The sequence below is a fragment of the Phaeobacter sp. G2 genome (genome assembly GCA_025163595.1).
In the GTDB taxonomy this organism is placed as follows: Bacteria; Pseudomonadota; Alphaproteobacteria; order Rhodobacterales; family Rhodobacteraceae; genus Pseudophaeobacter.
In genome coordinates, this window is sequence record CP104100.1 from 4033466 (window position 1) to 4055395 (window position 21930).

At 55.5% G+C, this 21930-nt stretch carries 15 protein-coding genes, 3 tRNA genes and 3 rRNA genes; 4 read left to right on the plus strand and 17 right to left on the minus strand.

Going from position 1 to position 21930, the window contains the following annotated elements; genetic code table 11:
* Window positions 1–78 precede the first annotated feature (78 nt).
* The 5 genes from N1037_19170 to argE all read right to left on the minus strand — a co-directional run bounded on the left by N1037_19170 (window position 79) and on the right by argE (window position 6341).
* Entirely contained in the window at window positions 79–1689 is a 1611-nt protein-coding gene (locus tag N1037_19170) for an ABC transporter substrate-binding protein (protein ID UWS79344.1), read from the minus strand.
* Between the two features lie 290 nt (window positions 1690–1979).
* On the minus strand, window positions 1980–2891 hold the full coding sequence (locus N1037_19175; GenBank protein UWS79345.1) for a glyoxylate/hydroxypyruvate reductase A: 912 nt from the start codon (window positions 2889–2891) through the stop codon (window positions 1980–1982).
* Complete coding sequence (locus N1037_19180; protein UWS79346.1) at window positions 2888–4276, minus strand: aspartate aminotransferase family protein; 1389 nt, start codon at window positions 4274–4276, stop codon at window positions 2888–2890. Before N1037_19180 ends, N1037_19175 begins: the two co-directional genes overlap by 4 nt.
* Window positions 4277–4279: 3 nt before the next feature.
* Window positions 4280–5098, minus strand: coding sequence for a GNAT family N-acetyltransferase (locus N1037_19185; GenBank protein UWS79347.1), 819 nt, complete (start codon window positions 5096–5098; stop codon window positions 4280–4282).
* A gap of 127 nt (window positions 5099–5225) precedes the next feature.
* Window positions 5226–6341: an acetylornithine deacetylase gene (gene argE / locus N1037_19190; protein UWS79348.1), complete on the minus strand. Its 1116-nt coding sequence runs from the start codon at window positions 6339–6341 to the stop codon at window positions 5226–5228.
* A 208-nt stretch (window positions 6342–6549) separates the two neighbouring features.
* On the opposite strand from argE, the gene N1037_19195 reads away from it, so the two are divergent.
* Complete coding sequence (locus tag N1037_19195) at window positions 6550–7215, plus strand: haloacid dehalogenase type II (protein ID UWS79349.1); 666 nt, start codon at window positions 6550–6552, stop codon at window positions 7213–7215.
* The gene (locus N1037_19200; GenBank protein UWS79350.1) at window positions 7215–8504 is read left to right on the plus strand and encodes an FAD-binding oxidoreductase; all 1290 of its coding nucleotides are present in this window, start codon (window positions 7215–7217) and stop codon (window positions 8502–8504) included. The genes N1037_19195 and N1037_19200 overlap by 1 nt, the downstream gene beginning before the upstream one ends.
* A 16-nt stretch (window positions 8505–8520) precedes the next feature.
* Here the strand turns inward: N1037_19200 and N1037_19205 are convergent, their stop codons facing one another.
* The 3 genes from N1037_19205 to N1037_19215 form a co-directional block, all read right to left on the minus strand.
* Entirely contained in the window at window positions 8521–9465 is a 945-nt protein-coding gene (locus N1037_19205; GenBank protein ID UWS79351.1) for an N-acetyltransferase, read from the minus strand.
* A 312-nt stretch (window positions 9466–9777) separates the two neighbouring features.
* Window positions 9778–10074 carry an AzlD domain-containing protein gene (locus N1037_19210; protein UWS79352.1) on the minus strand — a complete coding sequence of 99 codons (297 nt, stop codon included), beginning with the start codon at window positions 10072–10074 and terminating at the stop codon, window positions 9778–9780.
* Window positions 10071–10751, minus strand: coding sequence for an AzlC family ABC transporter permease (locus N1037_19215; protein ID UWS79353.1), 681 nt, complete (start codon window positions 10749–10751; stop codon window positions 10071–10073). Before N1037_19215 ends, N1037_19210 begins: the two co-directional genes overlap by 4 nt.
* A gap of 102 nt (window positions 10752–10853) precedes the next feature.
* Between N1037_19215 and N1037_19220 the strand changes: the two genes are divergently transcribed.
* Complete coding sequence (locus N1037_19220; protein UWS79354.1) at window positions 10854–11309, plus strand: Lrp/AsnC family transcriptional regulator; 456 nt, start codon at window positions 10854–10856, stop codon at window positions 11307–11309.
* A gap of 348 nt (window positions 11310–11657) precedes the next feature.
* Here the strand turns inward: N1037_19220 and N1037_19225 are convergent.
* The 9 genes from N1037_19225 to N1037_19265 all read right to left on the minus strand — a co-directional run bounded on the left by N1037_19225 (window position 11658) and on the right by N1037_19265 (window position 21289).
* Window positions 11658–11734: transfer RNA gene (locus tag N1037_19225), tRNA-Met, on the minus strand.
* Window positions 11735–11829: 95 nt separating this feature from the next.
* Window positions 11830–11944: ribosomal RNA gene (gene rrf, locus N1037_19230) — 5S ribosomal RNA — on the minus strand.
* A 194-nt stretch (window positions 11945–12138) separates the two neighbouring features.
* A 23S ribosomal RNA gene (locus N1037_19235) occupies window positions 12139–14966 on the minus strand.
* Window positions 14967–15415: 449 nt separating this feature from the next.
* A tRNA-Ala gene (locus N1037_19240) sits at window positions 15416–15491 on the minus strand.
* Between the two features lie 21 nt (window positions 15492–15512).
* Window positions 15513–15589: transfer RNA gene (locus N1037_19245), tRNA-Ile, on the minus strand.
* Window positions 15590–15848: 259 nt separating this feature from the next.
* Window positions 15849–17308 (minus strand): 16S ribosomal RNA (locus N1037_19250).
* Together the 16S, 23S and 5S rRNA genes with 3 tRNA genes alongside form the textbook arrangement of a ribosomal RNA operon.
* Before the next feature lie 729 nt (window positions 17309–18037).
* Complete coding sequence (gene msrQ / locus N1037_19255; GenBank protein ID UWS79355.1) at window positions 18038–18649, minus strand: protein-methionine-sulfoxide reductase heme-binding subunit MsrQ; 612 nt, start codon at window positions 18647–18649, stop codon at window positions 18038–18040.
* A 164-nt stretch (window positions 18650–18813) separates the two neighbouring features.
* A complete protein-coding gene (msrP, locus tag N1037_19260) occupies window positions 18814–19725 on the minus strand; it encodes a protein-methionine-sulfoxide reductase catalytic subunit MsrP (GenBank protein ID UWS79356.1) in 912 nt (303 codons plus the stop codon).
* A gap of 73 nt (window positions 19726–19798) precedes the next feature.
* Window positions 19799–21289 (minus strand): FMN-binding glutamate synthase family protein, encoded by a 1491-nt coding sequence (locus N1037_19265; GenBank protein UWS79357.1) that lies wholly within the window; start codon window positions 21287–21289, stop codon window positions 19799–19801.
* Window positions 21290–21408: 119 nt separating this feature from the next.
* Between N1037_19265 and N1037_19270 the strand changes: the two genes are divergently transcribed.
* The gene (locus N1037_19270) at window positions 21409–21855 is read left to right on the plus strand and encodes a DUF302 domain-containing protein (protein ID UWS79358.1); all 447 of its coding nucleotides are present in this window, start codon (window positions 21409–21411) and stop codon (window positions 21853–21855) included.
* Window positions 21856–21930: the final 75 nt, after the last annotated feature.

A 21930-nucleotide genomic window follows, 5' to 3' on the forward strand; every position in this document is an offset into this window, starting at 1 on the left:
CTCTCCGGATCTGGGTCTTAAAAATGCGCGTTCCCTGCGCCGGGAAACCCAGCGCAGGGACATACTGATTTAAGTCTGTTAGGCGTCGAGCCAGACGTATTCGGCAAATGCATAGCCCATTTGGCCGCCCAACGGGTTTGAGCGCAGACCTTTCACAGAGGTGGACAGTGCATCCACGTTTGCCAAATAGGCCGGAATGACCGTGCCCGCGTCATTGGCAACCATGTCCTGCATTTCCCAATAGATTTCCTTGCGGAGATCCTCATTCAAGGCACCACGTGCTTCGATCAGCATCTTGTCGAACTTTTCGGATTTAAACTGGCTCTCGTTCCACTTGGCATCCGAGCTGTAGAGCAGCGAGAACAGAATATCCGGTGTGGGACGTGGGTTGATATTGCCAAAGTGAATGGGCGCTTTCAGCCAGTATTTGGACCAGTAGCCATCAGACGGTACCCGCTGAACGTCAAAGTTCATGCCGATTTCCGACCCTGCCTGCTGAACCACCGTCGCCATATCAACAGAGGCCGTTGCCGCATCAGAGGCAACGATTGGAACCGACTCGCCCAGCAGGCCGGACTTGGCGAACAGTGCTTTGGCCTTCTCCGGATCATAGGCTTTGGGGGCCAGCTCAGAGTTGTGATAGCGGTTTGCTGCAGACACTGGCTGGTCGTTGCCGACGGTCGCCATACCGCGCAGAACCGATTTTTCGATTACTTCGCGATTGATCAGATGCTTCATCCCTTCGATGAAGCCCGCTTTGGCACCGGGTTCCATGTCCAGACGGATGTTCAGGTTAGTATAATTGCCGGAGCTGGTAACAGATGACCAAACGTGGTCCTGGCCTTCCAACATGCGGCGCGAACGACCCTTGATGGAGGCACCCATATGAATGTCACCGGACAGAACCGCATTTACACGCGCGTTGTTGTCGGTGATGGCAAAATACTCAAAGCTGTCCAGATAGGGACCATCCTTAAAGTAATTCGGGTTCTTCACCGCGATGGATTTCACACCCGGTTCAAAGGTCTCCATCATAAAGGCGCCGGTGCCGTTGCCCTTTGAGAAATCAGTCGTGCCATCCGCCACAATCATAAAGTGGTGCAACGACAGGATCGTGGGCAGGTCGGCGTTGGATTCCTCGAGAACAATTTCAACGGTCAGATCATCAACCGCCTTAATCGCGGTCATCTGCTTGGCGATGGAATTGACCTTGGACCCAACCGCCGGATCCAGGTGGCGGTTCATGGAAAACACCACATCCGCCGCGGTAAAGGGCTTACCATCATGGAAGGTAACGCCGGATTTCAGCTTAACGGTCCAGGTTTTGGCATCGGCAGAATCAATGCTATCGGCCAGTTCCATTTGCACCTGACCAAATTCATCCAAGAAGGTCAGTCGGTTGTAAACCGCGCAGCAGCGGACGTAATCAGTGGACAAAGAGGCCTTTGCCGGGTCAAGCGTATCGGCGGTGGATGACGACCAGCCCGCCGCTTTCAAATGGCCACCAAAGACCGGTGTTTCAGCCACCGCGCCTGTTGCGCCCAGCAGCAAAGACGATCCTGCGCCGACAGCAACCCCCGAAGCAGCCAGCATCTTCAGCAAGTCGCGCCGCGTTGCACCACGCCGGATCGCATTTTCGACCATTTTATCGTCGCGACCGGTCCAATTTGTTGGTTTATTATTGGTCATGTTCAATCCCTGTTTGTTGTGGGGCCCGCGCAACCGCACAGGCAAGAAGCATTCTTGAAGAGTGACAGCCTTCGTCTGGTCAGCGACAGATTGCGTCGCAAGACGGTGAGACCCGTTCCTCTGGTGAAACCAGAAGAGAGGTAGACCCCAGTGCCACAGCACTTCCTGAACTCATCATCCGCCAGTAAACCTGCGCATATTGTTTGATATCCGGGCCTCCTGCGGCAGAATCTTCCAAGTTGGTGAAGTCCGCAGAACATCTGATTGCCGACCTTCGCCACCCGCGCCTTTCAATAGCCATTGGTTTGATCCACCAAACCCGGTGGAATTTCCCCACGTTTCAGGGCCTGGATAACATTCAGCGCGTGGTGCGCCCCTTCATATGCGTCGGTCTGCGCCGCAATATGCGGCGTGATGATCACCTGCGGATGTGCCCAGGCCCAATGGCCTTTGGCAAGCGGCTCGGGGTTGGTGACATCCAACATGGCAGAGGTCAGATCCCCGCTGTCCAAGGCATCCCGCAGATCATCCATATGCAGGTGCGCACCGCGCCCGGCATGGACCAAATGGGCACCTTTGGGCAGCGCGGCAAAGGTTTTTGCGTTCAGAATGCCCTTGGTTTCCTGGGTCAGAGGCAGCAGACAGACCAAGATGTCAGCCTGTGCCAGCACCGCCGACAAGGCCTCGGCGCCATAGATTTCAACCCCGTCAACAGGCCGCCCAGAGCGCGACCAGCCAACAACCGGAAAGCCCAAAGCGGTCAAGCTTTGGGCCACCAGTCGGCCGATCCGCCCCATGCCCAGCACGCCAACCCGGCGCGTGGTCGTGGCCCTGGTGTCCCGACTGTTCCACGCCCCTGTGCGGGCCTGCTGCAGATACGCGGGCATATCCCGATGCATCATCAAACAGGCCATGGTCACCCAGTCGCGCACCTGCGTTTCAATCCCCGGCGCCGCAGACCGGCACAGCATGATATGCTGAGGCAAAGCAGGCATCTGATCCACCCCAGCCCCAACGGACAAAACCAGTTTCAGGTTTTGGTATACCGTCAAATCAGATGGCGGCTGCCAGCAGGCCAATGCCGTGACGTCTTTGGCCTCCGCCCCCGAAGGAGCCTGGGTGAAAAGAGGCTCTCCTGCGGCGGCAAAGACCTCACTCCAGACCTTGGCCCGCGCAGGAAAGCTTTGAAGCAGTAGAGTCATCCGCGCAGCACGGCTCTGATTTCCGGATCTTCCAGGGTGAGATCAAGCACCTGTTTGGTTCGATCAACGATGGCGTCGATTTCATCAGCAGTACAACACAGCGGCGGCGCAAATCCAAACACGCCCTGCGGAAAGGCGCGAATGATCAGGCCGTTATTCCATGCACGATCAAACAGACGTGTCGCGGCCTGGAGCTCGGCGGGCACCGGGGTTTTCTTGTCCTTATCCGTGACCAGTTCAATTGCCGCTAGCATCCCCCGGCCCCGCACATCCCCAACAAGGGGGTGATCTGACAATCCGGCCAGACCCTTTTGCAGACGGTCCCCCATCTTGATGCCGTTTTCAAACAACCCGCCCTCATAAAGCTTCAGCACTTCCAGCGCCACAACCGCACTGACCGGATGCGCTGAATAGGTAAAGCCGTGGCCAACGGCCTTTGGCCCCGCCCCTTCGGCAATTGTTTGGTAGACGTGATCTGACAGGAACACGGCCCCCATTGGCGAATAGCCAGAGGTCAGCCCCTTTGCCGTTGTCATCATGTCGGGCACGATGCCTTCTTCTTCGCAGGCAAACATTGGGCCAGTGCGCCCGAACCCGGTGATAACCTCATCCGCGATAAAAAGGATGTCCAGCTCGGCGCAGGTGTCGCGCATTGCCTTGATCCAGCCTTTTGGCGGCACCAAGACGCCAGATGAGCCCTGGATCGGCTCTACATAGAAGGCGGCAACGCGTTCTTGCCCCAGCTCTGCAACCTTTGCCCTTAGGGCGGCAACCGATGCGGCAATAACGGTCGCAGGATCGCTTCCCACCGGGTTGCGATACAGGTAATGCGACGGGATTTTATGCTGCCAATTGAACGGCACACCAAACCCGTCGTGAAACGTCGGCAGCGCTGTCAGGCCCGCGCCTGCAGAGGTAGAGCCGTGATAGCCCTGTTCAACCGAGATATACTGGTCTTTCTGGGGCTGGCCTTTGGAATGCCAATAGTAGCGCACAAAACGAATGGTGCTATCCACCGCGTCAGAGCCGCCAAGCGTAAAGAAGATGTGGTTCAGATCCCCTGGCGCGCGGTCCGCCAGCTCAGCCGCCAATTTGATAGGGGCCTCAGAGCCGAGATCAAAATACCCCGTCGCATAGGGCAGACGGCGCATTTGCTCGGCCGCCGCCTCAACAACGCTTTCATGGCCATAGCCGGCGTTCACACACCACAGACCGGCAAAACCATCCAAAAGCTGGCGACCCTCAGAATCAGTAACGGTGGCCCCTTTTGCGCTTTTCAGGATGCGAACACCCCGTGCTTCGTGTCCCTGCCAGGACGAGACCGGATGCACAAAATGCTGACGGTCCAATTCGTGTAACGCGTTTGAATGCAATTGAGTGTTCATTGTTTACCCCAAAGCCTGAGAAACCAGACCATAGGTCTGAAAGGTGTTGCCATAGGTGGCCTGCTGCGGCTGAAGCACCATGCAGGTGCCGCCGCCGACGGGTTCCAGACCCAGCTCCTGCGCAAATGTGCCCAGTTCTGGAACCGGCGTATCAAGGCGCAGAAAAGAGCCGTTTTCTGTGTGCGCCGCTGTCGCCAGCAAACTGCGGGCCGTTTCCAGATTTTGCGCGACAATCGGGCCAAGCACCTTGCCACGGCCAAAATCGCGCAGCATGGCAAAGCCCTGGTCGGTGTAAAACACCTGCCCCTGCTCTGAGATCTGCTTCAACAGATCGCCGCGCTCCAGGCCAGAGGCGGCCCTATCCATCGCGACCATACGGTCCAGATCGTAGCCATCGGTGTTCACCCCATCGGCGGGTGGAGCGGCCCGAACCAGCCCTTGGAACTGCGCGACGTCACCGATCGCTTTGAACCCCAGCTTTTCATAGAGCGGCAGCCCGTCCTGGGTTGCAATCAGCCGCATTTCCCGTGCACCAGCATACGCAATAACCGCATCCATCAGACGACGTCCCAGGCGGCGACCGCGCAGGCGCTCATCAACGATGATCATATTAAGGGTGGCAACATCGCCAAAAACCGAGGCAAGCGCCGTGCCTACAACTTCGCCCTCTTGTAGCGCGACAACCCCTGTGGAGTGCGAAAGCGTCAGCGCCCAATCCTGTGTCCGGTGTGGCCATCCCGCCTCTTGGCTGAGCCGCACCGCTCCGGGCAAGTGATCTGCGGAGAAATCCACCAATTGGATCCTGTCCAAAGTTGTCGTCATAATTTCAATTCCATGATTACTTGCCCCCAGCCTACCGGCTTTGACATACGCGTTGCGCTGCGTTTGAGGTGGGGAAAGCAGCAAAGAAACTGCATCGAGAGTGTTTGCAGCACAAAATGCTACGCAGCTAGTTTGCCAGGTGCTGGCCCAGCTTACAGATCATGTCCCGCGTTGCCTCCAGCTCTGCGCGGGTCAGATACTCTTCTGGTTTATGCGCCCGCGAGATGTCCCCCGGACCGCAGATGATCGAAGGGATTCCAGCCTGCTGAAACAGCCCTGCTTCGGTGCCAAAACTGACAGCCCCAAGGGGTGGTTTTCCAGAGAGTTCGCTCATGAGCCGGCTCAGGTCGGACTCTGTCGGTAATGCCAGCGCCGGGTAGGAGGAAATCCAGTCAACCTCCAGCGAAGATCCGGCCTGTGCGATAATCGGCGCCATCAGCTGCCGGGGATCGACACCGGCAATGGCCCGTGTTTCGATCAGTGCTTCGGCGTGATCCGGTATGATGTTGACCGCTTGCCCGCCCTGCACAACACCAATCTGAAGGGTCGAATAGGACGGCGCAAAACGCGCATCCTGCGATTGGGTCTTTAAGGCCTCAGCCTGCGCCGCAGCCGCACTAAGCGCCGGAAGCAAAGCGTGAATAGCATTTTGCCCCTGATCAGGGCGCGAGCTGTGACCGGACAAACCTTTGGCCCGCAGCCGCAGCGCCGCTTTCCCCTTGTGGGCCAACACGGGCTGCAATCCCGTTGGCTCCCCAACGATGCAGCCCAACGGCCTGGCACAAAGGTTTGGCAGCTCCGCAATCATATGGGGCACCCCTTTGCAGCCGGCCTCTTCATCATAGGACAGTGCAATATGAACCGGGGCAGACAGCGACAGGGCTGCCAGATCTGGCACCGCCGCCAGGACAGCGGCATCAAAGCCTTTCATATCGCAGGTTCCGCGCCCAATCAGGCGGTCCCCATCGCGGCGCATTTTGAAAGGATCCCCTTTCCATTCAGGCTCACCGGCGGGCACAACATCCACGTGCCCAGACAGGATGTACCCAGGAACTGAGGGATCGCCAATGGTGGCAAACAGATTGGCACGGTCACCTTCCGGCCCGGTCAAAACATGAACCTGGGCTCCGTAGCTCTCAAGGTAATCAGCAATAAACTGTATCAGGTTGAGGTTTGCGTGGCCCACAACGGTGGGATACCCCACCAGCCTGCCTAACAGGTCTTCGGCGGTTAAAATTGTCATCTGCTGCCCCATTTTCTAACGTCACCTTATCTGCAGACAGTCTGCACCGGCTTCACAAGGCGCATCGGTTAAGCCCGCCGGTCAGATGGCAGGCTCTGCTGTTGTGCATTTGTATTTCAGAATTTCCTGCCTTGGTTTTGGCAAACCCGGCATCTGGCGCGCCTTGGAAAGCGACAAGATGGTCTCGACGAAACACTGGAGAGCTCGGATGACCTTCCGCCCTAAATACATCACCTTTGACTGCCACGGCACCATGATTAACTTTGATATGGCCGGTGCGGCGACGGATCACTACAGCAACATTCTGTCCGCAGAGGCACTGGCAAAATTCATCCAGGATTTTTCAGCCTATCGCCTCGATGAAGTTCTGGGGGCCTGGAAGCCATATGCTGAGATCGTTTACAACGCGCTTGAACGGGCTTGCAAACGGAACAATCTGGCCTTTGATCCTGCGATTGCGAAAGAAATCTACCACCGCGTCCCAACCTGGGGACCCCATGCCGATGTGCCCGCTGGGCTGGCCAACGTGGCCCATGAAATACCACTGGTGGCGCTGACCAACTCGATGAACGCGCAAATCCCCCACAATATCGAAAAACTGGGCTCGCCCATCGCGCATGTGTTCACAGCCGAAGACGCGCAGGCCTACAAGCCGCAAATGCGGGCGTTTGAGTATATGTTTGATCAGCTTGGGTGCGGACCAGAAGACGTCCTGCATGTATCGTCGTCTTTCCGCTACGATCTGATGACAGCCCATGATCTGGGGATCACCAATAAGGTCTGGATCAACCGCGGCCATGAGCCGGCAAACCCATACTACGGCTACACAGAACTCCCCGATCTTTCCGGTCTGGCAAAAGTGGTTGGTTTGTAATGCAGTTTGCCTCCTATTGGCATGAAACAGCTGCCCCGTTCGAGGCGGCATGCCCTGCCCCGGTAAGCGGTCACTTTGATGTTGCCATCATCGGGGCCGGCTTTACCGGGCTCAGCGCCGCACATCGCCTTGCCAAGGCGGGGGTGTCTGTGGCGATCCTGGAGGCAGAACACGTTGGCGCCGGGGCCTCTGGACGAAACGGTGGCCATCTGAACAACGGCCTGGCCCATGATTTTGCCTCTGCCAAATCCCACTTGGGCGCGACACGCGCCCAGGCGCTGTATCAGGCCTACGATCACTCTATTGATGTTATCGAGGAACTTATTGAGGCTGAGGGCATTCAATGTGATTTTCGCCGCTCAGGTAAACTGAAACTGGCCTCTAAGCCGTCTCATGTTACGGCTATGAAAGCGAATTTTGAGCTGCTGAACAAAGAGGTCGACCCAGAGACCCGCTGGCTCGACCGCTCTGAGCTGAAGGATGAGGTTGGCAGTGATCGCTTTCATGGTGCGATCCTTTATGGAAAGTCTGCCATGATGCATATGGGGCGCTATGTCTGCGGCCTGGCGCAGGCGGCACAGCGGCACGGGGCCACGATTTGGGAAAACGCTCCAGTTACTGCGCGATCCAAAACCGCAAAGGGCTGGCAGCTTGACACCATGCGCGGCAGCCTGACCGCAGATCGTGTGATCGCCGCCACCGGGGCCTATTCTGCGCAGGTTAAAACCGCCCCCCTGGGGTTCTTTCGCAGGCGCATCATTCCTGTTGGCTCCTTCATCGTGGCCACCCGTCCGTTGTCCCAAATCGAAGTCGCGGAGGTCATGCCGGGGAATCGCACCTGTGTAACCTCGCTGAACATCGGGAACTACTTTCGCCTGTCCCCGGATAACCGGCTGATCTTTGGCGGGCGGGCGCGGTTTTCTGCGGATAGCAATCAGCGCTCAGACGCAAAGTCGGGCGCCATTTTGCGCAAATCCATGACCGAAATCTTTCCGCAGACCCAAAACATCGACATCGACTACTGCTGGGGAGGTCTTGTTGGCATGACCAAAGATCGCTTTCCCCGGGCGGGCGAAGCTGATGGCATGATCTATGGCATGGGCTATTCCGGCCATGGGGCGCAGTTTTCAACATTGCTGGGGCAAAAACTGGCGAACAAAGCTATGGGCGTCAAGGAAGACACGCCTCTGGATGGGTTGAATTGGCCGACAATTCCCGCCCATTCCGGCCAGCCCTGGTTTCTTCCGCTAGTGGGCCTGTGGTTTGGTCTCAAAGACCGCCTGTCGTAACCCTGGGGCAGGCCCCTTACCCCAGGGAGTGCGCAGCCAATCCATACAACACAGCGCCCGTTGTGGCGCGCCGCTGGTTGCCTAGGTACATTTCTGTCACGGTGTCATACAAGCCCAGCCCGGCAGCTGACAGAAACTCGGTCAATTCGCCTTCCTCCACCGGGGTATCCAGGCGCAGAAAGGTCCCTGCGCGTTTCTGAATCAACGGCGCGATCAATTGTATCGCCAGCGCGTCACTGTCTGCCACCACCGGTCCAATCACCTGACCTCGGCCAAAGTTGCGGATCATCGCATATCCCGCAATCTGTCCTGCGCGTTCTGCGACAACACAGTCAGACTTGGCCTGCAGCGCCTGAAGAATGGTTTGGCGGTCGGCGCCATAGGCACCTGTGTCCAGCTCCAGCAGCTCTGGCCAGTCTCTCTCTTCAACAGCGCGCACATCGGTATGAGCCAGTGGCAGCGGCGCAATCGCCCGCGCGATGCCCTGTTGCTGCCGGATCGTTGCCACCGGTTGGAAGCCCGCATTTTTATACAAACGGTAGCCCGCACGCGTTGCGCTCAGACGGAGATCCCGCGCGCCACAGTCCTCCATGATTTGCGCCAACATCCAGCGCCCCGTCCCCCGTGTCTGCAAACGCGGAGCGGTGATCATCATGCCCAACATCGCAAATTCCGAGCCCATTTCGAACTTCATCGCAGAACTCAAAGGGCGGCCAATTTCATCTAAAGCAAGGTATCCCTGCCCCAGCTGTATCAGCATTTCGAGATCCCGGTCGCGATGTGGCCAAAAGACACCGACAATCAGTTCCTGAAGCAAGGACAGATCTGTTAATGAAATCTCACGCGTCGCAGCTTGGAAAACATCAACTTTCAGATGGGAATCCGATCTTACCTGTTGCGGCGACGAAACCTTAAGCTCTCTAAGGGACTCATCCTGCTCACCCAGATCTTTTGCCGTCATATGCCCCCCCTACAACATCAGGCCTCGTGCCCACACGTGTGTTCAGTATGTAGTTTACCCGAATAGCGCAGTCGATTCTTTTGAAGTCATCGTTCTTACGACAGATTATTTCAGAACAGTCAGAGACAGTTCATCAGGGTGGGCCCAGAAGGCCCTTAACCTCAATTAAAGTGCCCCCCGTTTTCTAGGCCCAGGAGACAAACGATGGGACCTACGGCGAAACTGTTGTAACGGAACGCAAATCCGCTTTAGAGAAAGCTGAGGGTCGACTAAGGACCTGCAGCGGGGTACTCGGCAGGCCCCGTTTCAATGTCAAAGCCCAAAGGCTGCGAGACCCGCAAAGGCCACCACACCAACCACCATCGTGGCAATAACGTGATTGGTTAGAACTGCCGCTCCGAGTGCCGCGCCGGCTGCAACCCATGTCTGCAATGGTTGACCCGCAAGCGATGCTGCAACCAGACTGACAACGATCAAACCCGGTAAATCGTCTAACACCCACGCATGGCGTGAGCCACGGATGCGTCCGCCTGCAATCAAACCGAGAATGCGAATGGAGAACGCGGCAAGAGCTAAAATGCCGATGACCCCCCAGTGCGCGACGCTCATGCGACCACTCCGCTGGCACGATGCAAGATCAAGGACATCGCCAGACCGGCAACCGTCCCAGCGACGATTGCATAGGCCTTCGGCAATCCAAGAGACACGACCGCGATGGTTACGGTGGCGGCGACCACCCAGGGCAACATCTGTGGCCTTCCACGCCAAAGCCCTCGTGCCATTGCAATGAATGCGGCTGTAAATGCGAACCCCAATCCAAAGCGTTCAAGGTCGGGCAGCACCGCCCCAATCACTGCTCCAACCGTTGTTGAAACTGTCCAGACAGCGATCATCACAAGGCCTGATCCCATGAGGAAGGCCGCCCCAACATCTGGCGATTTGGCGCGTTCCGCCATCGTCAACGCCCAGTTTTCGTCGCCCGTGATGTGGATCGCCAAGAGTTTGGCCCTCAACGATAGACCTGCCAACACATCCGACAGCGATGCGACAATCCCTATATAGCGCAGATTCAGCGCAGCCCCTGCCAGGGCAGCACCGGCGACCGTTTGCGTGGAGGCAAACTGTTCCACCGCGACGATCTGAGACGACCCTGCATGAACGGTGGCGCTCATCAGTCCAACGCCCCACCATGGGAAACCAACTTGGGCAGCAAGAAGACCGAACGCAAAGCCATAGATAGCAGCGCCAAGAGCGAGAGGGAGGATAGCAATAGCACCGTGTTTCATGAGGACATGAATAGACAGGTTGCTCGATGCGATATATACCTACATCAGGATATATGCGATGCGATCGCATCACAATCTTGCAAAAATGGGAACTTTTAAGTCATGGACGCAACAGATCGAAAGCTGCTCGATCTTTTTCAAAAAGATGCCAAAACTTCCGTGCAATCATTTGCAGATGCCACAGGCATTTCGAAAGCTTCAGTGCAGAGACGGATTCGGGCGCTGCGGGACGCGGGTGTGATCAAAAGCGAGGTCGCAATTCTTGACCCAAAATCTCTCGGCCTTGGCATTACTGCCATCGTGTCGGTAGAACTGGAACGTGATCGGCTTGATCAGATTGATGCATTCAAGCGTAAAGCGCGTGAAGATCGGCAAGTAACGCACTTCTATTGTATCGCGGGCGAGGCAGATTTCATCCTCGTCGTGATGGCAAAAGATATCGCAGGCTACGAAGCCTTCACACATCGGTTCTTCTTTTCTGATAGGAATGTTCGCAAATTTCGGACATCCATCGTAGTCTCGACCGAGAAAGCAACTTCGGAGTTGCCAATCTCCTAGCAGACATTACAGCCGTCACCACGAACGGCAGCAGTGGTCGCGCTCTGCGTGTTCCGCCATCGCTGAATTTTTCGTTTGGGCGCAGGTCAAATCCGGCTGATAGTGCTGACAGCATAGACGGTGTATTCTCTGTGTTTTTGCATATGAAGATTGGTTTAGAAAGAGGATGGGCACTGTGTTTCACGCGCTGCCTGCTCCCGATCTGCTTCCAGAGTGCTTCCAGAGCCCGCAGAAGACGCCTCGCCAACTTAGCTGCTGTTTGCTGCGCGGCGTAGCACCGGGCGTAGCGCACCAACGCGTAAAGCCACCCTGAGGTGGCGTTAAGTGTCTTATTTCATGTATTAAATTTGGTTGCGGGAGTAGGATTTGAACCTACGACCTTCAGGTTATGAGCCTGACGAGCTACCGGGCTGCTCCATCCCGCGACAGTTATGATGTCCTATCGCTTTTCTACTTGAGGACGATTTGTCCTAGTAGTTAGCGTTAATGTTATCGTTTTTGAGATTTTGGATTTTACTAGGTTTGGCAGTGACCTACTCTCCCACGCCTTAAGACGCAGTACCATTGGCGCAAAGGCACTTAACTTCCGGGTTCGGGATGGGACCGGGTGTTTTGCTCTCGCTATCGCCACCAAACCAAGAAAAATCCAAATCCGATATCTTTGCGAAGCAAAGTATCGCGCGGCAGGCAGCGGTTTTGATTTTAAAACCGCATTGCCGCACGTCAGTTATGTCACCTGGTGGTTTCACAACTGATATCGGAAGAAACAATCAACATTAAGTCCAAGTCCTGTGGTGCTTATTTGGTTCTTGGCTGTCTATTACTAGATCAGATCAAGCCAATCGGGCGATTAGTACCAGTCAACTGAACGTGTTACCACGCTTACATCTCTGGCCTATTGACGAGGTGGTCTACCTCGGCCCTCAGGGATACCTTGTTTTGAGGGGGGCTTCCCGCTTAGATGCCTTCAGCGGTTATCCTGTCCGAACATAGCTACCCAGCACTGCCGTTGGCACGACAACTGGTCCACCAGTGGTTCGTTCACCCCGGTCCTCTCGTACTAGGGGCAACTCCTCTCAAGTATCCTACACCCACGGCAGATAGGGACCGAACTGTCTCACGACGTTCTAAACCCAGCTCACGTACCTCTTTAAACGGCGAACAGCCGTACCCTTGGGACCTGCTCCAGCCCCAGGATGAGATGAGCCGACATCGAGGTGCCAAACACTGCCGTCGATATGGACTCTTGGGCAGTATCAGCCTGTTATCCCCGGCGTACCTTTTATCCGTTGAGCGATGGCCCTTCCACTCGGGACCACCGGATCACTATGGCCGACTTTCGTCTCTGCTCGACTTGTCAGTCTCGCAGTCAGGCTGGCTTTTGCCATTGCACTCAACGAGCGATTTCCGACCGCTCTGAGCCAACCTTCGCGCGCCTCCGTTACGCTTTAGGAGGCGACCGCCCCAGTCAAACTACCCGCCACGCAGGGTCCCGGATCCGGATAACGGACCGCGGTTAGACATCAAGAGTGCGAAGGGTGGTATCTCAAGGGAGGCTCCACCGAGACTAGCGTCTCGGTTTCGATGCCTACCACCTATCCTGCACGTCACAATCCTGATGCCAGTGCGAAGCTGTAGTAAAGGTGCACGGGGTCTTTCCGTCTAACCGCGGGAAGCCTGCATCTTGACAGGCAATTCAATTTCGCTGAGTCGATGTTGGAGACAGCGGGGAAGTCGTTACGCCATTCGTGCAGGTCGGAACTTACCCGACAAGGAATTTCGCTACCTTAGGACCGTTATAGTTACGGCCGCCGTTTACCTGGGCTTCAATTCAGAGCTCTCACCCCTCCTTTTAACCTTCAGGCACCGGGCAGGCGTCAGACCCTATACGTCGTCTTGCGACTTCGCAGAGCCCTGTGTTTTTAATAAACAGTCGCCACCCCCTGGTTTGTGCCCCCGGATTCCACTTGCGTAGGACCCGGGCCTCCTTCTCGCGAACTTACGGAGGTATTTTGCCGAGTTCCTTCAACATCGTTCTCTCAAGCGCCTTGGTATTCTCTACCAGTCCACCTGTGTCGGTTTAGGGTACGATCTTATAGAGGGGCTATTTCCAGGAACCGCTCAGCTGCTCATTCAATCCAATAAGGATGAACAACACCTGCGATCCGTCACCACCTCATGGCCCAGGAATATTAACCTGGTTCCCATCGACTACGCCTTTCGGCCTCGCCTTAGGGGTCGGCTTACCCTGCTCAGATTAGCTTTAAGCAGGAACCCTTGGACTTTCGGCGAGAGTGTCTCTCACACTCTTTGTCGCTACTCATGTCATCATTCTCGCTAGTGATCTCTCCACGGGATCGCTCACGCGCCCGCTTCATCGAAAGCTCCGTGTCTCCAATCCTACCGAAGTAGGTAAGGAGACATGGAACTATGTCACACTACGCTCTGCTACCATGCACTATGTGCATCCTCAGCTTCGGCTCATGGCTTGAGCCCCGTTACATCTTCGCCGCAGGACGTCTTAATTAGACCAGTGAGCTGTTACGCTATCTTTAAAAGATGGCTGCTTCTAAGCCAACTTCCTGGTTGTTTTGGACATCCCACCTGCTTTCCCACTTAGCCATGAATTAGGGGCCTTAGCTGGAGGTCAGGGTTGTTTCCCTCTCCACTACGGACGTTAGCATCCGCAGTGTGTCTGCCGTATAGTACTCCCGGGTATTCGGAGTTTGGTTAGGATCAGTAAGACGGTGAGTCCCCATTACCCATCCAGTGCTCTACCCCCCGGGGTATTCGTACGACGCTCTACCTAAATAGATTTCGCAGAGAACCAGCTATCTCCGAGTTTGATTGGCCTTTCACCCCTAGGCACAGCTCATCCCGATCTTTTTCAACAGATGTGGGTTCGGTCCTCCAGTGCATGTTACTGCACCTTCAACCTGGCCATGCCTAGATCACTCGGTTTCGGGTCTGATCCCACGAACTCATTCGCCCTATTAAGACTCGCTTTCGCTGCGCCTACACCTAACGGTTTAAGCTTGCTCGTGAGACCAAGTCGATGACCCATTATACAAAAGGTACGCTGTCAGGCCGCAAGGGCCCTCCAACTGATTGTAGGCGTTCGGTTTCAGGTACTGTTTCACTCCCCTCGTCGGGGTGCTTTTCACCTTTCCCTCACGGTACTGGTTCACTATCGGTCAGTAAGGAGTACTTAGCCTTCGAAGGTGGTCCTCCGATCTTCAGACAGAATTTCACGTGTTCCGCCCTACTTAATACGTCCTATCATGTTTCGAATACGGGACTATCACCCGCTATGGTCCTGCTTCCCAACAGGTTCTTCTCACACTCAAGGCTCGGCTGGTCCCCGTTCGCTCGCCGCTACTAGGGGAGTATCAATTGATTTCCTTTCCTCCGGGTACTTAGATGTTTCAGTTCCCCGGGTTTGCTCTTATAAACCTATGTATTCAGTTCATAAGTACCTGGTTAAGAACATTATTGGCTACCGAAGTAACAATAATGAACTTTCAGGTGGGTTGCCCCATTCAGAAATTCATGGATCAAAGCTTATTCTCAGCTCCCCATGACTTATCGCAGAGTATCACGTCTTTCATCGCCTCTTACTGCCAAGGCATTCACCAAACGCCCTTCTCGCGCTTGATCTGATCCAGAAATAGATAGCCTAAACCATCAGGATCCAGCCGCTGGTAAGTAGCCGGACCACAATCTCTGAACCAAAAAGCATACTTTCCCGCATTTATGATGCGAAAGTCGTTTCACTACTAAGGCTGTGATGTCGGTCGCAGCCCCTTCGCAAAACAAACATCATAAATACAATTGGTTCCAAAACCTTGCGGAATTAGAACCGGGTTAGTGTACTTGACTTGGACAACTCTGTCGTTTCAAACCGGCAGACCCATGGACGTCCGAGGAAACAGACGTGTTCATAAGCTCGCATCATAAACCCGAAGGTCTAATCAGCACCAATCTGAGATCATCCCCACACTCGGGGCGATCAACAGTGTTGTTGATTGTTTCTCTCTTTACGATATCAATTCGTCCAATTGGACGGTTAAGAACTGCGCACAGTGCTTAACGATCTAATTGTTTAATGGTGGAGCCTAGGAGGATCGAACTCCTGACCTCCTGAATGCAAATCAGGCGCTCTCCCAGCTGAGCTAAGGCCCCATCTTAATCCCGAAGGATGAGTGGTGGGTCGAGGAGGACTTGAACCTCCGACCTCACGCTTATCAGGCGTGCGCTCTAACCACCTGAGCTACCGACCCGGTTTTCGATTTGCAAAGCAAATCAAAACCCGTGTGCGACAGGGTATTGCAAAGCAATGCCCGAGAGCAGCACTCAGTGGTTATGTCACCAGGCAGCGCCAGATAACGGCTGCTGCCGCGACTTGTCTGAAGAGATATGAGGACGGCTCGGTCCAAAGGACATCCAGTAGATGCCCCGATGTTGAACAGTTTTGATTACTGTTCATTGCTAAGTGTATCACGAGGAAGAACAAGTTCTTCTTGCTAGATACATCCTTAGAAAGGAGGTGATCCAGCCGCAGGTTCCCCTACGGCTACCTTGTTACGACTTCACCCCAGTCGCTGAACCCACCGTGGTCCGCTGCCTCAAAAGTTAGCGCACGGCCTTCGGGTAGATCCAACTCCCATGGTGTGACGGGCGGTGTGTACAAGGCCCGGGAACGTATTCACCGCGTCATGCTGTTACGCGATTACTAGCGATTCCGACTTCATGGGGTCGAGTTGCAGACCCCAATCCGAACTGAGACATCTTTTGGGGATTAACCCATTGTTGATGCCATTGTAGCACGTGTGTAGCCCAACCCGTAAGGGCCATGAGGACTTGACGTCATCCACACCTTCCTCCCGCTTATCACGGGCAGTTTCCCTAGAGTGCCCAGCCGAACTGCTGGCAACTAAGGATGTGGGTTGCGCTCGTTGCCGGACTTAACCGAACATCTCACGACACGAGCTGACGACAGCCATGCAGCACCTGTCACTTGGTCTCTTGCGAGAAAGCTAGATCTCTCTAGCGGTCCAAGGATGTCAAGGGTTGGTAAGGTTCTGCGCGTTGCTTCGAATTAAACCACATGCTCCACCGCTTGTGCGGGCCCCCGTCAATTCCTTTGAGTTTTAATCTTGCGACCGTACTCCCCAGGCGGAATGCTTAATCCGTTAGGTGTGACACCAACAAGCATGCTTGCTGACGTCTGGCATTCATCGTTTACGGTGTGGACTACCAGGGTATCTAATCCTGTTTGCTCCCCACACTTTCGCACCTCAGCGTCAGTATCGAGCCAGTGAGCCGCCTTCGCCACTGGTGTTCCTCCGAATATCTACGAATTTCACCTCTACACTCGGAATTCCACTCACCTCTCTCGAACTCAAGACCAGGAGTTTACAAGGCAGTTCCAGGGTTGAGCCCTGGGATTTCACCCTATACTTTCTGATCCGCCTACGTGCGCTTTACGCCCAGTAATTCCGAACAACGCTAACCCCCTCCGTATTACCGCGGCTGCTGGCACGGAGTTAGCCGGGGTTTCTTTACCAGATACTGTCATTATCATCTCTGGCGAAAGAGCTTTACGACCCTAAGGCCTTCATCACTCACGCGGCATGGCTGGATCAGGCTTGCGCCCATTGTCCAAGATTCCCCACTGCTGCCTCCCGTAGGAGTCTGGGCCGTGTCTCAGTCCCAGTGTTGCTGATCATCCTCTAAAACCAGCTATAGATCGTAGACTTGGTAGGCCATTACCCCACCAACTATCTAATCTAACGCGGGCCGATCCTTCTCCGATAAATCTTTCCCCCGAAGGGCGTATAAGGTATTACTCACCGTTTCCAGTGGCTATTCCTTAGAGAAGGGCACGTTCCCACGCGTTACTAACCCGTCCGCCGCTCACTCCGAAGAGTGCGCTCGACTTGCATGTGTTAAGCCTGCCGCCAGCGTTCGTTCTGAGCCAGGATCAAACTCTCAAGTTGAAAGCATCTCGCGATGCTATCCTTGACGTTCGAACCTCTGCACATCTCCAATACTCAGGACCGCTTTTGGGGGCAGATCCCTATGTCCACCCGGCTAAGGATTGGACACGTATCGGAAGTCATCTGTTTGATTGTGCTTCAGTTTACAAAAGTAAACAAAAGTCCGTCAAACAGTGAAGCTGACACTAGATCATCGAACAGACCAAATGGCCCACCCTACTAGCGTTGATATACAGACGTTGATCCATCGAAACGAACCAAACCGCCCACATATCTCTTCAGTTATCATCAATGTCAAAGAGCAACACCTAAAGGCCAAAAACAAGGCCACCGCGCCAATTCCTTAGCGCAACCGCCTCATAACATCCTCCAGATGCCCCAGTCTCTCCTGAGCGTCCAGCAGCCTTTCCTGCCAGTCAGCGACCTCTCAGCCGCCCCACCGTGCCGCGTCTCCGCCGCCGGTAGAGGGGGTTCTAGTGTTAACTCAACAAACCCGCAACACCTAAATTACAAAAATATCATCTTTTTTGGAAAATCCCAAAAATAACGCAAAATCACGGAGTTAATCCCAAAATCACCCAGCCAATCCAAAACCAAACACCCAAACACCGCCCCAAGCCACAACACTCAACACGCCCCAGCCAAGACTCACCCAAGGCAACACATCAAAACCACGCCCGCGAACCAAACAGCCCACTCAGCCTTCCAAAAACATCCAAACCAAAACCACTAAACCCGCAAAACAACAAAACTGCGGACAACAAACCCAAACAAACGAAGCGCCAGCAAAACCACAATCACCGTCAAATAGATCAAGGGCTCGATCTGAAATCCTTTCACCAGCATCACGTAGTGTAGGCCGCCCAGGAAAGCAGCGGGATAGGTGAGCAGATGAAGACGTTTCCATTTGCGGCCAAGGCGTTTGACAGAGGCATCATTCGAGGTGAGCGCAAGCGGCACCATGAGAACAAAGCCCGCCATGCCAATGGAGATATAGGGTCGCTTGGCGATGTCAGCGAGGATCTGACTGACAACTTGCACATCCAGCAGCAACCAGACCAGCAGATGCAGAGCCACATAGGTAAAGGTCAGCACGCCCAGCGCCCGACGGAACCTGATCAAATTCACCCCGACAAAGCGGCGCAACGGCGTGACCGCCAACCCCAAGATCAATAGCTGCAGGGCGCGCTCCCCCAACTCATGCTCCAACGCCTTGACCGGATCAGCCCCCAGCCCCCCGGTCATTCCTAAATAGAGCAGCCAGACAGGATAAAGAGACCCAAGCAAATACAGAACCCAAGTAGGAAGTCTGCGCAGAGCAGTATTTATGGCGTCGATCATCTGGCGAAACGTCCTCATCCGTCGTTCTGGCGCGTTCTAACGCGGGTAACTCCACCCTCTTGAATACGAGGCCATGAGGCCTCCAGCGAGGAGACCCCAATATACGCTGCCCCGCCACAATGGGTCCTGTCGCTCAGGGCCCAACCGGGCACCAGAGCGGAGCGCTAGAAGAACTTGGCCAGATCCATTCCCTCATACAGTGATGCAACCTCATCGCCGTAGCCATTGAACATCAGCGTGTCCCGACGGCTGGCAAACAACCCGCCGCCCAGGCGACGCTCAGAGGCCTGGCTCCACCGTGGATGCGAGACCTCCGGGTTCACATTGCTGTAGAAGCCGTACTCTCGCGCGTTTGCCATGTTCCAGCTGGTCTGGGGTTCTTTATCCGTCAGGGTAATCCGCACAATGGATTTGATTGATTTGAAGCCGTATTTCCATGGCACAACCAATCGCAAAGGCGCGCCGTTCTGGTTTGGCAGGTCTTTGCCAAAGATACCGGTCGCCATCAGGGTCAGCGGGTGCATGGCCTCATCCAGGCGCAGACCTTCGCGGTACGGCCAATCCAGCACCCGGTACGCGGTGCCGGGCATTTCAGAGGGACGATAGAGCGTTTCAAAGGCCACGTATTTGGCCTCTGACTTTACACCGGCCAGGGCCAGCAAGTCGGCCAATTCAAACCCGGTCCAGGGCACCACCATCGACCAGGCCTCGACACAGCGGAAGCGGTAGATCCGTTCTTCCAGGGTCATCTCGCCCAGGATCTGCTGGAAATCATAGTCGCCGGGGCGCTCCACCATCCCGTCAATCTTGACGCTCCAGGGCGCGGTGGTCAGCTGACCGGCATATTTGGCAGGGTCGCCCTTGCCGGTGCCAAACTCATAATAGTTGCAATAGTTGGTCACATCTTCCCAGGAGTTTGGCTCCAGAGTTTCTGCCTGTGCTGGCCCTGGCAACCCGCCAAGCCCAGCCAGCCCCGCCATACCGCCAAGCCCCGCCATGATCTGGCGGCGGTTCATAAATGTAGCTTTCGGCGTCACATCTGCGGCAGTCAGAGTATTGGTCCAGCGACGGGCCATGAGGGCGTCTCCTAAAATGTATCAGTCCCAACTGACCTAACCCAGCACGCCGCGCCGGCCAAAACATATCCTGTCACGTCTGCGCGACGGCACTGTAACTTGGCATGATTTCATTCATCGGACGGGAGTGACCATCCTCCTGCATGATGCGCACATGACGGCGGCGCAGCTTGCGCGGTTCAGTCACCCCAACCGAATGCGCGATGGTTTCAACCTCATGGATGATCTCGGTGGCATAGCGCGCCACGCGTTTGTATTTATCTTCGACAACCAGGCCTTTCTGAAACCGAGGATCATGGGTGGTAATGCCAGTAGGGCAGGTGTTTTTGTTACATTTCAGCGCCTGAATACAGCCCAGCGAAAACATGAAACCACGCGCCGAGGTGACAAAATCCGCGCCCGCCGCCAGCGCCCAGGCCACATCGCCAGGATTGACCAGCTTGCCGCTGGAAATCAGCCGGATACGATCGCGAAAGCCGTATTCATCCCGCAGATTACAGACCAGCGGCAGGGCTTCGCGCACCGACATGCCCACCAGATCAATCAGCGGCATCGGCGCCGCCCCGGTGCCACCTTCGCCGCCATCAATGGTGATGAAATCCGGCGCCGCCTTGGGACGCGAGGCAATCACCATGAACATTTCCCGCATCACCACTTCCGAGCCAACCACGGTTTTGATGCCAACCGGTTTGCCCGTCACCTCCCGCACATGAGAGATCATGTCCAGCAAATCATCAAAATCCCGCATCTCGGGGTGCCGGTTGGGCGAGATGCTGGCCTGCCCCTCGGCTATGCCGCGAATGGCGGCGATCTCGGCGCTGACCTTTGCCGCCGGCAGGATGCCACCTTTGCCCGGTTTGGCCCCCTGGGACAGCTTCAGCTCAAACATCCGCACCGTGGGGTTGGCAGCAATCTCGCGCAGCTTGGTGTCGCTCAACCCACCCTCGGGGTTGCGCACACCATATTTGGCGGTGCCAATCTGAAAGACAATATCGCAGCCGCCCTCCAGGTGAAACGGGCTGAGCCCGCCCTCCCCGGTGTTCAACCAGACACCGGCCTCGCGTGCGCCCCGGCTCAGGGCCCGCACCGCCGGCTGCGACAGCGCTCCATAGCTCATGCCCGAGATATTAAAGAAAGAGGGCGCCATGTAGGGCACCCGTGCATCCGCGCCAATACACAGGGGTTCGGTACTGGCATATTGATCATCCAGCGGCGGAAAGGGCGCGTTTACAAAAATGGGTGTGCCCGGCACGGTAATGTTGCGGGTTGATCCAAAAGCAACGGTATTTCCCACCCCTTCGGCAGCGCGGCCAACCCATTCGCGTTGAGCCCGATTAAAGGGCATCTCTTCCCGGTCCATGGCAAAGAAATATTGACGGAAAAACTCTCCCATGGTGCTGAACAAATGGCGAAATCTACCAACAACAGGGTAGTTCCTGCGGATCGCATCCTGGGTCTGCAGCCGGTCCACAACAAACAAAAGCAAGCCCACCAGCACCAGAGCGCCAAGAAAGAAAACAAATCCAAGTGCAAGAAACTCTATAGCCTTTGCCGCGAAACCCATGCAAAAACTCCTATATATAAATGCAACAGGCGACCCTGTGCTGCCTGTCTCTATCTCCCTAAAATGAGGGGGATGCCCACAATGGGCAAGGTACTGCTGTTCACATTGGGAGAAGTCAGATGAAATATTTCACCGTCGCCGCCAGTTTTGCCATGAACACGCTGTTGTTCACCCCAGCACAAGCCGACGACATGGTCAGCTACACCACCGGGTTGGACTATGGGGATGTGACCTTTGGTCTGGAAAGCGCCATAACCGACCGTGGCTTTGTGGTCGACCACATCAGCCACGTGGGCGAGATGTTGGAGCGCACCCGCGCCGATGTTGGATCCGATGTGGTTCTGTTTCAGCAGGCTGACGTCTATTCCTTCTGCTCCGCCACACTGTCACGTCAGGTGATGGAAGCCGACCCGATGAACATCACCTTCTGCCCCTATGACATCTTTGTCGCCCAGCGCCCCGGCGAAGACAGCGTCACCGTGGGTTTTCGCAGCTTCCCAGAGGGGGCGATGCAGGTGATCCAGACCCTATTAGATGAGATCGTACAGGAAGCCATTGAGGAATAACCTCACCCGCAGCCCGTTGCCCCAACACAGGTCTCTAATAACAAAAGCCCGCCAAAACTGGCGGGCTTTCTCATG